Origin of the sequence: Pseudomonas sp. TWR3-1-1, from assembly GCF_049896545.1 — a bacterium.
In the GTDB taxonomy this organism is placed as follows: domain Bacteria; phylum Pseudomonadota; class Gammaproteobacteria; order Pseudomonadales; family Pseudomonadaceae; genus Aquipseudomonas; species Aquipseudomonas weihenstephanensis.
The window spans coordinates 289,012-302,753 of record NZ_JAFCUO010000004.1; the positions used below are offsets into that span (position 1 = coordinate 289,012).

10 protein-coding genes are annotated in these 13,742 nt (G+C 59.1%); 6 read left to right on the forward strand and 4 right to left on the reverse strand.

Translation table 11 applies throughout. The features are described 5' to 3' along the window. Both ACP7A4_RS12080 and ACP7A4_RS12085 read left to right on the forward strand, forming a co-directional pair. On the forward strand, nt 1-906 hold the full coding sequence (locus ACP7A4_RS12080; protein WP_426247031.1) for a LysR family transcriptional regulator: 906 nt from the start codon (nt 1-3) through the stop codon (nt 904-906). A gap of 27 nt (nt 907-933) precedes the next feature. Further along, entirely contained in the window at nt 934-4,194 is a 3,261-nt protein-coding gene (locus ACP7A4_RS12085) for an EAL domain-containing protein (RefSeq protein WP_426247033.1), read from the forward strand. 23 nt (nt 4,195-4,217) lie between these two features. Here ACP7A4_RS12085 and ACP7A4_RS12090 read toward each other — a convergent pair whose 3' ends face one another. After that, nucleotides 4,218-4,676: a lipocalin-like domain-containing protein gene (locus ACP7A4_RS12090; protein WP_059761627.1), complete on the reverse strand. Its 459-nt coding sequence runs from the start codon at nt 4,674-4,676 to the stop codon at nt 4,218-4,220. Nucleotides 4,677-4,879: 203 nt separating this feature from the next. Here ACP7A4_RS12090 and ACP7A4_RS12095 point away from each other — a divergent pair, with 203 nt between their 5' ends. Beyond that, nucleotides 4,880-6,061, forward strand: a complete 1,182-nt coding sequence (locus tag ACP7A4_RS12095; protein WP_203303526.1) for an acetyl-CoA C-acyltransferase family protein — start codon at nt 4,880-4,882, stop codon at nt 6,059-6,061. Between the two features lie 702 nt (nt 6,062-6,763). On the opposite strand, the gene ACP7A4_RS12100 is transcribed toward ACP7A4_RS12095, so the two are convergent. Further along, nucleotides 6,764-8,020, reverse strand: a complete 1,257-nt coding sequence (locus ACP7A4_RS12100) for a cytochrome P450 (protein ID WP_059761625.1) — start codon at nt 8,018-8,020, stop codon at nt 6,764-6,766. A 138-nt stretch (nt 8,021-8,158) separates the two neighbouring features. Here ACP7A4_RS12100 and ACP7A4_RS12105 point away from each other — a divergent pair, with 138 nt between their 5' ends. Next, entirely contained in the window at nt 8,159-9,637 is a 1,479-nt protein-coding gene (locus tag ACP7A4_RS12105; RefSeq protein ID WP_426247145.1) for an alpha/beta hydrolase, read from the forward strand. Nucleotides 9,638-9,664: 27 nt separating this feature from the next. On the opposite strand, the gene ycaC is transcribed toward ACP7A4_RS12105, so the two are convergent. Continuing rightward, complete coding sequence (ycaC, locus tag ACP7A4_RS12110) at nt 9,665-10,291, reverse strand: isochorismate family cysteine hydrolase YcaC (RefSeq protein WP_048399441.1); 627 nt, start codon at nt 10,289-10,291, stop codon at nt 9,665-9,667. 90 nt (nt 10,292-10,381) lie between these two features. Further along, nucleotides 10,382-11,248, reverse strand: a complete 867-nt coding sequence (locus ACP7A4_RS12115) for a pirin family protein (protein ID WP_059761624.1) — start codon at nt 11,246-11,248, stop codon at nt 10,382-10,384. A 95-nt stretch (nt 11,249-11,343) separates the two neighbouring features. Here ACP7A4_RS12115 and ACP7A4_RS12120 point away from each other — a divergent pair, with 95 nt between their 5' ends. Then, on the forward strand, nt 11,344-12,252 hold the full coding sequence (locus tag ACP7A4_RS12120; RefSeq protein ID WP_426247037.1) for a LysR family transcriptional regulator: 909 nt from the start codon (nt 11,344-11,346) through the stop codon (nt 12,250-12,252). A gap of 131 nt (nt 12,253-12,383) precedes the next feature. Continuing rightward, on the forward strand, nt 12,384-13,733 hold the full coding sequence (gene pvdM, locus ACP7A4_RS12125; RefSeq protein ID WP_203303524.1) for a pyoverdine-tailoring dipeptidase-like protein PvdM: 1,350 nt from the start codon (nt 12,384-12,386) through the stop codon (nt 13,731-13,733). The last annotated feature ends 9 nt before the right edge of the window (nt 13,734-13,742 follow it).

Below are 13,742 nucleotides of genomic sequence, written 5' to 3' on the forward strand. Positions count from 1 at the left end.
ATGGACCTCGCCAATCTCAATGCTTTTATTGCGATTGCTGAAACCGGCAGCTTCTCGGGCGCCGCCGAACGGCTGTTTTTGACCCAGCCTGCAATCAGCAAACGCATCGCCAGCATTGAGCAACAACTCAAGCTCAGGCTGTTTGACCGCCTGGGCCGCGAGGTGAGCTTGACCGAGGCAGGCCGCGCCTTACTGCCGCGTGCTTATCAGATTCTCAACGTGCTGGACGACACCCGTCGCGCCCTCAACAACCTCAATGGAGAAGTCAGCGGTCGCCTGACCCTGGCCACCAGCCACCATATTGGCCTGCATCGTTTGCCGCCGTTACTGCGCGAATTTACCCGCACCTACCCCAAGGTCGCGCTGGATATTCAGTTTCTCGATTCAGAAGTGGCCTACGAAGAAATCCTGCACGGGCGAGCCGAACTGGCAGTCATCACGTTGGCGCCCGAGCCGCATTCCTTGATCCGCGCTGTACCGGTGTGGGATGACCCGCTGGATTTCGTCGTCGCGCCCGAACACTCGCTGACCCATAAAAGCCCGATCAGCCTGGCGGACATCGCCCATCACCCGGCAGTTTTCCCCGGCGGCAACACGTTTACACACCACATCGTGCAGCGTTTGTTTGAAGCCCAAGGGCTGACACCCAATATCGCCATGAGCACCAACTACCTTGAAACCATCAAAATGATGGTGTCCATTGGCCTGGCCTGGAGCGTATTGCCGCGCACCATGCTCGATGAACAAGTGGCATCCATCACCTTGCCGGGCATACAACTGACACGCCAGCTAGGCTATATCGTTCATACAGAACGAACTTTGTCGAATGCCGCACATGCCTTCATGACACTGCTGGATGGTCAGGTGGACACGCGGCACACTGCGCAACCCGCCAACCAGCCCTAAAGTTTTTCAGTTCAAGGATTGCCGTCAATGCCAAACCCCGCTGACCCTGTGCCATTTCTTGGTGGTTTGACAGACAGAGACATGCCCGGCGTGGAACAACACTGGCATGAAGGCCCCCAATTGCTGGCGGCCTTGAACGCTGCGCAACTGGGCGCGTGGTGCTGGGACATGGACAGCGGCGACATTCGCTGGTCCCACGGCTCGCAAGCGTTATTTGGGCTTGACCCGCATCACCCGCTGCCTGGCAACCTTGAGCAATTGTCTGAACTGCCATTTGACGACTGGCCCAAAGCCCAGCGCGCCTTCGAGGCGGTGTGCAAGGGCGCGCCTCTGGAGCAAAGCCTGCATCATCGCATCCGCTGGGCCGATGGCAGCCTGCACTGGCTGGAAATACGCGGCAGTGTGGTCTCCCGCCCGGATGAACAACCGCGCATGATGGGCGTCATCCGCGAAGTCACTCAACAGCGCCAACGCCAGCAAGCCCTCAACAGTTCAGAAAAACGCTTCGCCACGCTGTTTCATCTGTCGCCCAACATGGTGCTGCTGGTACGCATCGAAGACGGCTTGATCAGTGAAGCCAACCACTGCTTTGAAAGCTTGCTGGGCTGGCCGGTCAAACACGCGATTGGTCGCACAACGGTGGAGTTAGGGCTGTGGCCGGACCCACAACAGCGCGAAGCCTTCATCGAGGCGATACGCAGCAAGCACGCGCCGGTCGATATGGAAGTGCAACTGCGCGACCGTCATGGCCAGTTGCACGACGGCATTCTCAGTGCCCAACGCGTCGAGCTGGAAGGCGAGGCCTATCTGGTCAGCACCTTTCTGGACACCAGCGAGCGTAAAAAAAACGAGCAGGCCCTCAAAGACAGCCAGGAACGCCTGGACCTGGCACTGGACTCTGCCCAACTGGGCACCTGGGATTGGCATATTCCCAGCGGCCGCCTCTACGGCTCGGCCCGTGCAGCGCAGTTACACGGCCTGGACGCCGTGGCGTTCAATGAATCATTCGATGCGTTTTTTGAAGGCGTGCCGCACGAGGAGCGCCATAACATGCGCAATGCCTACCGCTCCCTGCGCGAAGGCCCTGCCGGCAATTACCAACTGACCTACCGCGTACAGCTCGAAAACGGCACTTCGCGTTACCTGGAGAGCCGCGCCCGCCTCTATCGCGGGCCAGACGACCAGCCATTGCGCATGGCCGGCACCCTGCTCGACATCACTGAACAAGTGGAGCGCGAGCAACGCCTGAGCGCCTCTGAAGAAAAGTTTGCCAGCGTGTTTCAGACCAGCCCTGACCCGATCTGCGTGATCCAGACGCAGAGCGGGCAAGTGATCGAAATCAACACCAGCTTCAGTCAAACCTTCGGCTGGCACATGGTGGATTTGCAGTGCGAGCCGGCTCACGACCAACCGCATTTACAGCAACTGCTGAGTACGCTTCGCGCCCCGATCCAAAACAACGCCACACTGACCTTGCTCCACAAGAGCGCAGAACCGCTGACCTGCGTGTTGTCCAGCCGTCCGATTGAAGTGGACGGCCAGCCCTGCATCGTCATCACCTTGCGCGACATCACCCAGCAACAGCGCGCCGAAGCCGCCTTGAAATCCAGTGAAGAGAAATTCGCCAAGGCATTTCACTCAAGCCCGGACGCAATCACCATCAGCGATTACGCCACCGGCTGTTATTTGGAGGTCAACGACGGCTTCACCCGCCTCACGGGCTACACCAGCGCCGAGGTGATGGGCCGCAGCCCCTACGAGCTGGGGATTTGGGGCGACAGCTCCAAGCGTCAGGGGTTGCTGGATGAGCTGAAGGCCAAGGGCCGTATCAGCAACCGTGAAGTGCTGGGACGCTCGCGGCGCGGCGACCTGCTTAACGTTGAGGTCTCGATTGAGCCCATTACCCTCAATGGCACTGCGTGCCTGCTGCTCACGGCCCGCGACATCAGCCAGCTTAAAACCGCCCAGGCGCAAGTCCGCCACCTGGCCTACCACGACCCGCTGACCAACTTGCCCAACCGCGCCTTGCTCATGGACCGCTTGAGCCAGCAAAGTGCCTTGCTCACCCGGCAACACTTGCGCGGCGCTTTGCTGTTTCTGGACCTTGACCACTTCAAGCACATCAACGATTCGCTGGGCCATCCGGTGGGCGATACGGTGCTGAAAATCATCACGGCACGCCTGGAGGCCAGCGTGCGCATCGAAGACACCGTCGCGCGACTGGGCGGCGACGAATTCGTGGTGTTGCTCACCGGCCTTCAAGGCTCGCTCGATGACGTCACCCAGCACGTGCGCGCCACCGCCGACACCTTGCGCGAGTTGCTCGCCGAGCCGATGTTTCTCGACGGTCAACGCCTGCAAGTCACGCCCAGCATTGGCATTGCCCTGATGCCCGACCACGGCTCAAACCCGGCGGACTTGCTCAAGCGCGCCGACATCGCGCTGTACCGCGCCAAAGACTCGGGGCGTAACACCACGCAACTGTTTCATCACGACATGCAGGCCGCCGCCAGTGAACGCATGCGCATGGAAAGTGACTTGCGTACCGCGCTGGCGCGCAACGAATTCAGCTTGCACTTCCAGCCTCAGATCGACGCCCGCCAAAACCGTATCGTCGGTGCCGAAGCCTTGGTGCGCTGGCAACACCCGCTGCTGGGGCCTCAGTCGCCCGCCGAGTTCATCAAGATTCTGGAAGACAGCGGACTGATCCTCGAAGTCGGCACCTGGATTCTGGATGAAGCCTGCCGCGCGTTTGGCACGCTGCTCAGTGAAGGCTTGATTGATTCACGCGATTTCAGCCTGTGCGTCAACATCAGCCCACGGCAATTTCGCCAAAGCAACTTCGTTGAACGCGTGCAGCGCAGCCTGCTGGCTCACCAGCTGCCCAGCTCCATGCTCAAACTGGAAATCACCGAAGGCATCGTGATTCAAAACCTGGAAGACACCATCGCCAAAATGCACCAACTGACGGCCTTGGGTGTCAGTTTCGCGATGGATGACTTTGGCACTGGCTACTCCTCATTGACCCACCTCAAGCGCTTGCCCGTCGACACGCTGAAAATCGATCAGACGTTCGTGCGCGATGCCATCAACGACCCCAATGACGCGGAAATCATCCGCGCCATTGTGGCGATGGCCCGCAGCCTGAAACTCAACGTGGTGGCAGAAGGCGTCGAGCAGATGCAGCAACTGCAATTTTTACAAAGCCTGGACTGCCATGTGTACCAAGGTTATCTGCACAGTCGACCCGTGCCCTTGGCCGAGTTCAAAACCTTGCTGTTGGCGTGAGAGGCGCTCGCTTGCCTGCGGTGTTAGAGGTTTGGCGGGACGCGCTGCCACGCCAGATTGGCGATTTTCATCGAGCCGTTGAACCTGACCGGGGCTTCAGGGGACAGGTAGAGCATGTCGCCCTCGATACGACAGGTACGGACCTGACGTTGCCCGCGCCAATTAGGGAAGAAACTGACAAACATTTCGTGTTCCAGCAACCCGCGAGACTCATCCAGATAGAACGGCCCGCTGTAGGCAAAATAGGTTTGTGCGGCGTTTTTATATTCACGCTCACTGGCGGTGAACGGATCATTGCCGGCCAGTTCACGTCGTCCGGGCGGACAGAACTGTGCAGACATATAGCCATCGGGCGTGTACATGATGATGCCCTCCGGTTGTGTGCCCATCGGGTAAGTCTCTATACCAGTGTGAGTATCACGTTCTACAAAACTGACCAGCTTCCATGCGCCAATCAGCGCGTTTCGGGCAACGTTTGTCATAGCATGCCTATCCTTTGCATGGGGGGATGAAAACACGAAGGGGATAACACTTCTCAGCACCGAAACAGCTTAGCCACCCGGACTCAGACAACCACCCACTGGCACTACCACTGATCCAATTGACCCTCAAACGGACTACTCTGCCAGCGTGCCCGCTGTGGAATACTGCACAACGGCCAACCAGACGACCACAAGGACGCGTGATGCCTACCCCTGACATTTTCATCCTCAGTGCCCAGCGCACCGCCATTGGCACCTTTGGCGGCGCACTCAAAGACGTGCCCATGTGTGACCTGGCCACCACTGCGGTCAAGGCGGCGTTGCTCAACAGCCAGGTCGAGCCTGAGCGCATCGGGCATGTGGTGATGGGCAATGTGATCCCCACTGAACCGCAGGATGCCTATGTGGGCCGGGTCGCGGCCATCAACGCCGGCATTCCCCTGCACACCCCGGCCTACAACGTTAACCGCCTGTGCGGCTCGGGTTTGCAAGCCATTATCTCAGCGGCCCACACCCTGATGCTCGGTGATGCCGACTTCGCCATTGGCGCGGGTGTCGAGTCCATGAGCCGTGGCCCCTATGTGCTGCCGTCGGCCCGCTGGGGCGCGCGCATGGGCCATGCACAGGTGCAGGACTACCTGCTCGGTGTGCTGCACGACCCTTTTCATGGCATTCACATGGGCATCACCGCCGAGAACATCGCCGAGCGCAATAGCATCAGCCGCGAGACACAGGACAGGCTGGCCCTTACTGACCAGCAGCGTGCCGCCCACGCGATCGCACACGGCTACTTTGAGCGGCAAATAACCCCGGTCGAGGTTCAGACACGTAAAGGCACTGCGTTGTTCAGCACCGATGAACACCCGCGTGCAACGTCCCTTGAACAACTGGCGGGCATGAAACCTGCGTTCAAAAAAGACGGCACCGTGACCGCAGGCAACGCATCAGGGCTGAACGATGGCGCTGCCGCGCTGGTACTGGCCAGTGCTGACGCCGTGCTGGCGGGCAACCTGAAACCGATGGCTCGATTAGTGGCTTATGCCCATGCAGGCGTCGAGCCTGAATTGATGGGACTGGGGCCAATCCCTGCCACCCGTCTTGCACTCCAGCGGGCCGGGCTGCACATCGGCGACATGGACGTGATCGAAACCAACATCGCCTTCGCAGCGCAAGCATGCGCCGTGATGCAGGAACTGGACATGGACCCGGCCAAGGTCAACCCCAACGGCTCGGGGATAGCTTTGGGCCATCCGGTGGGTGCAACCGGCGCGATTATCGCGACCAAAGCCCTACACGAGTTGCAGCGCATTCAAGGCCGTTACGCGCTCGCCACCCTGTGCATCGGAGGCGGCCAGGGGATAGCCGTGATTTTCGAACGGGTGTAACGCTGTGTCTTGCTACGCATCCCCGCCACCCCGTAGCCGCCGGCGCAGGCTGCGTCCGGCGGCGAAGCTGGCGTTGAACCTGCGTATTCAGTCCGCCTGCTTAACCGTGCCCTCCGGTTTTGCGATCGCTACGCAATCGGACGCAGCCTTCGGCAGCGACTACATGTGCACGTCAACAACCTTTCAACCCCGTCCGGCGGCGAAGCCGTCGTTGAACCCGCGTATTCAGCCCACCTGCTAAATCGTGCCCTCCGGTTTTGCGATCGCTACGCAATCGGACGCAGCCTTCGGCAGCGGCTACACGTGCACGTCAATAACCTTTCAACCCCGTCCGGCGGCAAAGCCGGCGTTGAACCTGCGTATTCAGTCCGCCTGCTTAACCGTGCCCTCCGGTTTTGCGATCGCTACGCAATCGAACGCAGCCTTCGGCAGCGACTACATGTGCACGTCAACAACCTCTCAACCCCGTCCGGCGGCGAAGCTGGCGTTGAACCTGCGTATTTAGTCCGCCTGCTTAACCGTGCCCTCCGGTTTTGCGATCGCTACGCAATCGGACGCAGCCTTCGGCAGCGACTACACGTGCACGTCAATAACCTCCCCGTAGCTTGCGCAGGCTGCGTCTGGCGACAACGTCGTCGAAAATCCACGTTTCACGAGAATTCGGCAACTGCTACGCCGCCAGAGCACGGTGCTACCCGTGTTTCAACCGGGGATGCGCACCTGCATGCGGTCAAAACCACGCAACATGCTGGAGAAGATCCGCCGCGGCGGTTCAATCACCTCAATGGCCGGAAAACGTTTGAGGATTTCTTCCCACAGGATTTTCAGCTGCATCTCGGCCACCCGGTTGCCCACACAGTAGTGAATGCCTTGCCCAAACGACAGGTGCCGACGCGCATTTGGCCGGTCGATGATGAACGCTTCGGGTTGCTCAAACACCTCTTCGTCACGGTTGCCGGACAAGTACCACATCACCACGCGATCACCCTTGCGGATCAACTTGCCCCCCAGCTCAATGTCCTGCAAGGCCGTGCGACGCATGTGCGTGGCGGGAGTTTGATAACGAATGATTTCAGGCACCATGCCCTCGACCAGTGCCGGATTGGCGTGCAGTTTGCGCTGTTGCTCAGGGTTTTGGTGCAAGAACATCACCCCGCCCGTGATCGAGTTACGGGTGGTGTCATTACCGCCCACGATCAACAGCAGCACATGCGCCAGGTACTCCATGGGCTGCATCTCACGCATCACATCGGCATGGGCCATCATCGAAATCAGGTCATTGCGCGGCTCACAGTTAACCCGTTCATTCCACAAGTCAGTGAAGTAACTCAGGCACTCCAGCAGTTCTGTGCGCAGTTGCGCCTTGTTCTTCACCACACCTGAACCTGGGATCGAAGTGGCCACTTGCGACCAGCGCATCAACTTGTGCCGGTCGGCCTGAGGCACGTCAAACAACACCGCCAGCATATGGATCGTCAGCTCGATGGACACATGCTCGACCCAATCGAAGGTTTCGTTGCGCGGCAAGTCGTCCAGAATGCGTGCGGCCACACAGCGGATAGTGCCCGCCAGCTTCGCCAGGTTTTCAGGCGTGGTGAACGGGCTGATGACCTTGCGCCGCTGGGTATGCAGAGGCGGGTCCATCGAGATAAACATCGGCAGGTGAAAGTCCTTGGGTTGATCGTGAAGGGTGACCCCGCCCAGGGCCGCGTCCGAAGAAAACACCGCGTGGTTGGTGCTGACAGCAGCTATGTCCTTGAATTTGGTGACAGACCAGTAAGCGCCGTAAGGGCTGTGCGCACAGTAATGCACCGGGGCTTCGCGGCGCATGCGTGCCAAAAAAGGACCCAGGGTGTCGTTTTGCACCAATCCTGGATGACTGACGTCAAAGCGGTCCAACGCCAAGGTCGCCGGATCGGCGGTCAGCATGTAATCCACTTCCTGATAATAGTTGTCCATGTTCACGTCTCCATGTGAGTAGCCAGCCATACTGCGGGAGCGTCCCTCGCGCCCGGGCACAAGCCTAGAACGGATTTGACGAAACGCCTGCTTTACCCGAACCTGCCCGCCTCCTTCATTGCCGGAGTTTTTGCCACGATGCTTGCGCCGCTTAAATTCTGGTTAAAACGCAGTGCCCTGATCGCTGGCGTGGCGGCGGTGACGCTACTCGCCTGGCGTGTCTATGACACTGAGCTCGGGCCGCCGCTGGAGCTCTGGCACACCGTGGTGCCTCATGAACTCAGTGCACAGCAGATCGACAAGGCCGACTGGGTGCAATGGCAGGCGGCGGAGCAGCGAGTATTTGACGAAGTACGTCGCGAGGTCAGCGACAAACTCGCCGTAGAAGACACCCCGGCCATCAACCGCTATCAGCCACAGAGCCGCGTCTATCCTGCCCGCTTCACTCAAGACTGGAACCGTTCCTACGTGCTCGAACCCGAGGGTGTGGCCAAAGGTGTGGTGGTGCTGTTGCACGGCCTTACCGACTCGCCCTACAGCCTCAGGCACATCGCCCGTCGCTATTGCGAATCGGGTTTTGTGGCCATCGGTATTCGCATGCCCGGTCACGGCACCGTCCCCGCGGGCCTGACCGACGCTGACTGGCCAGACTGGATGGCCGCCACTCGCCTGGCGGTGCGCGAAGCTCGCCAACAAGTGCCTGCACCTGCGCCTTTGCACCTCGTGGGGTTTTCCAACGGCGGCGCTTTGGCGGTGAAATATGCCCTCGACAGCCTGAGCGATCCGCAACTGGCGCGCGCCGACCAACTGATCCTTATCTCGCCCATGATCGGGGTCAACAGTTTCGCCCGCTATGCCGGGCTGGCCGGACTGCCTGCGGTGCTGCCGGCGTTCAGTAAAGCCGCCTGGCTAGGCCGTTTGCCGGAGTTCAATCCGTTCAAATACAACTCATTTCCTGTCAACGGTGCTCGCCAATCGTGGCTTTTGACTGACGCGTTGCAAAGCCAGCTGTTGCTACTGTCAAAGCAAGATGCCCTGCGCGACCTACCGCCGATTCTTGCCTTTCAGTCACTCATGGACCACACGGTCAGCACACCCGCTGTGGTCAACGGCTTGTTCCGTTTATTGCCTGACAATGGCAGCGAGCTGGTGCTGTTCGACATTAACCGCAGCCGCGACTTCGGTGGTTTATTGACCCCCGCCGCCAGCGCTTCAATCGAGCAGATGCTGCCACCGCCACCGCGTAATTATCAAACCAGCCTGGTCACCAACCTGTCCGCTGAAAGCAGCGAAATGGTCGTACGTAACACACCGGCGCGGTCTGAAATAGCCACACAAACTCCCTTAGGGCTGGACTACCCGAAAGACATTTATTCGCTGTCACATGTCGCGCTGCCCTTCCCACAAAGCGATGCGCTTTATGGTCAGCAACCGGACAAAGACGAAGATTTTGGCGTACACCTGGGCACACTCGCGGCACGCGGTGAGCGCGGCGTATTAATGGTGCCGATGGACACACTGATGCGCGTCACTTCAAACCCCTTCTATGGGTATTTGCTTGAACGCATTGAGCAGGATATTAAGCGCGGAACTCGGGTTAAAGATGCAGGCAACTGACGCGGAAAACGCCAGTTGCCTGCCAGCTTATTTACCCGCCGTCAGGGTGGTGTAACTGGTGATCAGGTTGCGGTAGTCCGGGATGTGGTTGGAAAACAGCGCCCCCAAACCTTCCACGTCGTTGCGCCAATCGCGATGCAGCTCACAGGCCAGACCAAACCAGGTCATTAGCTGCGCCCCGGAGGCCGACATGCGATCCCAGGCTGAGTGACGGGTGATTTCGTTGAACGTGCCCGATGCATCGGTCACGACAAACACTTCATAGCCCTCTGCCAAGGCAGATAGCGCCGGAAAAGCCACGCAAACTTCAGTCACCACGCCGGCAATAATCAGTTGTTTCTTGCCGGTAGCCTTGACCGCCTTGACGAAATCTTCGTTGTCCCATGCATTAATCTGCCCAGGGCGCGCAATGTAGGGCGCATCCGGGAACAGCGCTTTCAATTCCGGCACCAACGGGCCATTGGGGCCTGTTTCAAAACTGGTGGTCAAAATGGTCGGCAAGTTGAAGTATTTGGCCAGATCGGCCAGTGCCAGCACGTTATTTTTGAACTTGTCCGGTTCGATGTCCCTCACCAACGACAGCAAACCGGCCTGATGATCCACCAACAAAACGGCGGCATTGTCCTTGTCCAAGCGCTTGTAAGAAGTTGTCACAGGATGTTCCTCTCTTGGGATGAAACGATAAGCCCGGGCCATGACCGTTCAAGGCCCGGGTGTACGGGTTAACGTGGCGCAGCCGATGCGTCAGGCCGGCATGCGGCCAAAACGACCCGACTGAAAATCCACAAACGCCTGATGGATTTCAGCGTCGGTGTTCATTACAAACGGACCGTGACCCACAATCGGCTCGTCGATGGGTTCACCGCTGAGGATCAGCAGCACCGCATCGTTATTGGCTTCGAGCCGCACCTGTTGACCGTCACGCTCGAACAACGCCAGCTGTCCTTCGCGCACCACCTCCTTGCCATTGACCTCAACCGCACCGTGCAGCACCACCAAGGCGGTGTTGCGACCCTGATGCACGTCGAGCGTAGTCGACTTGCCCGCGTTCAAACGGATGTCCCACACGTCGATGTCAGTAAACGTGCGTGCCGGGCCGCGATGACCGTCAAATTCACCGGCAATCAGGCGTAAACGCCCGGCATTGTCTTTGAGCGCCACCTCAGGAATGTCCCGATCCACAATGCTCTGGTAACCCGGCTCGGCCATTTTGTCTTTGGCGGGCAGGTTGACCCACAGTTGGACCATCTCCAGGGTGCCGCCACTGCGGGCAAAAGCCTCGGAGTGGAATTCCTCATGCAAAATCCCTGATGCCGCAGTCATCCACTGCACATCCCCCGGCCCGATCACGCCGCCATTGCCCGTGGAGTCGCGATGTTCCACTTCGCCTTTATAGACAATGGTCACCGTTTCAAAACCGCGGTGCGGGTGCTGGCCTACACCACGACGCTCAGTGGTCGGTGTAAATTCGGCTGGCCCTGCGTAATCAAGCAACAAGAACGGGCTGACGTGTTTCCCCATGCTGTCGTAGGAAAACAGCGTGCGAACCGGAAAGCCATCACCCACCCAATGGGGACGTGGAGCGGTGTAAACGCCAAGAATTTTTTTCATCTTGCACCTCCTGTAATTCATGGCAACAGAATAGGTTTGATCTGTTTTGTCGACTAGACTGCGTTTTTGAACCGTTGCGTTCTATTTGGAGAACGATGATGGAAGACCTCAACACCCTCTATTACTTCACCCAGGTGGTCGAGCATCGTGGCTTCGCTGCAGCGGGCCGGGCGCTGGACATGCCCAAGTCCAAACTCAGCCGGCGTATTGCCCAACTCGAAGAGCGCCTTGGCGTGCGGTTGATACAGCGTAGTAGCCGCCACTGCTCCCTGACTGAAATCGGACAGGAGTACTACCAGCGGTGTCGGGCCATGTGCATTGAGGCGCAGGCAGCGGCGGAAGTCATTGAACGAAATCGCTCAGAACCGCAGGGCATTGTGCGTCTCAGTTGCCCCACCTCGCTGCTCAACTCGTGGGTCAGTGCCATGCTGGCGCGCTACATGCTCACTTACCCCTTGGTGCAATTGCATGTTGAAAGCACCAATCGCCGGGTAGACGTGATTGAAGAAGGCTTCGACATGGCTATCCGGGTGCGTTTTCCGCCGTTGGAAGACAGCGATCTGGTGATGAAAGTGCTGGGCAACAGCGTTCAAAGTCTGGTCGCCAGCCCTGCGTTCCTGCCGCGTTTTTCAACGCCGCCCACGCCCGCCGACTTGAGTGGCCTGCCCAGTTTGTATTGGGGGTCGGCCCAGCGCGACTATGCCTGGGAGCTGTTCGGACCCGACGGAGCCACCGCACTCATCTCGCACACCCCCAAACTCATTACCGATGACCTGCCGGCACTGTGCCAGGCCGCTGTGGCCGGCCTCGGCGTGGTGCATGTGCCCAATGTGGTGGTCCGCGATCACATCGCCAGCGGGCAGTTAATCAACGTGTTGCCGCAATGGGCACCCAAAAGCGGGATCGTGCACGCGGTCTTCCCTTCTCGCCGGGGGCTACTGCCGTCGGTACGTACGCTGATTGACTTTCTGGCCGAGGAATTCAGCCACAGCGATGTCATCTGATTCATACACAAGTGGCGTCTGCGGGGTGACGGGCCTGCGTGACGCTAAATTATTTGTCTTGCCCATCGTTCTCTCCAGATAGCAAAGGCCGTGCGCCGGCCCCTTGACGGCGGATTTCTACTGAGATGGCAATGACTCAATCACGTTCAAAAAAAGCCCTGTTAATCGGTATCCCATTGGCCCTGGCCGCAGCCATCGGCGGTGGTTTTCTGGTGTGGGACACGTTTTACAACGGTAACCCGGGCTACCCGCTCAAGATCATCAAGCAAGCCGATGAGCTACAGGACCGCGTGCTGTCTTTTGACAGCCACATCACGGTGCCGCTGGAGTTCGGCACTGCGGGTAATGAAGCCGACAAGGACGGCCCTGGCCAATTCGACCTGGCCAAGGCCGCCAAGGGACGGCTGTCCGGTGCAGCACTGACGGTTTTCGGCTGGCCGGAAATCTGGAACGGACCCAACGCACCGCACCGCCCCACCGCAGGGTTTGTCGAGGCGGCGCGCAACGAGCAAGAAGCGCGCTATCAGATCATCACGGGCATGGTGCGCGACTTTCCCAATCAGGTCGGCATCGCCTATACCCCGGATGATTTGCGTCGTTTGCATGGCGAAGGCAAGTTCGCGGTGTTTATCAGCATGCTCAACGCTTACCCGCTGGGTAACGACCTCAGCCAACTGGATAAATGGGCGGCGCGCGGCATGCGCATGTTCGGCTTCAGTTATGTCGGCAACAACGACTGGGCCGACTCATCGCGCCCCCTGCCCTTTTTCAACGACACCCCGGATGCCCTCGGCGGCCTGTCCGATACGGGCAAGCAAGCCGTGCAACGCCTGAACGATCTGGGCGTGATCATTGACGTGTCACAGATGTCGACCCAGGCACTGGAGCAAGTCAGCCAACTGAGCCGTACCCCGATGGTCGCGTCGCACTCAGCCCCACGGGCGCTGGTGGACATCCCGCGCAACCTCAGCGACAAAGAAATGCAACTGATCAAAGACAGTGGCGGCGTGGTGCAGATTGTGGGTTTTGCGACCTACTTGCGCCCGTTGAGCACTGCCAGCCAGGACAAACTCAACACCCTGCGCAGCCAGTTTGACTTGCCGCCGTTGCACAGCCTGGAAATGGCCCTGATGCCCGGCGACGCAATTATCACCGTATGGCCCGAGCAACGCTTTGGCCAGTACGCGGCCGGTCTGTACGGCATCGTCGAAGAAGAACCCAAAGCCACGCTCAAGGATTACGGCGACGCCATTGATTACGCGGTGAAAAAAATCGGCATCGACCACGTAGGCATCAGCTCTGACTTCAATGACGGCGGCGGGCTAGACGGCTGGAAGGATGTGAGCGAAACCCGCAACGTCACCGCCGAACTGCTGCAACGCGGCTACTCGGAGGCTGATATCGCCAAATTGTGGGGTGGCAATTTCCTGCGCGTGTGGGACACCGTGCAAAAAGCTGCCAAACCCACGTCAACTCTATAAGTGAACTTG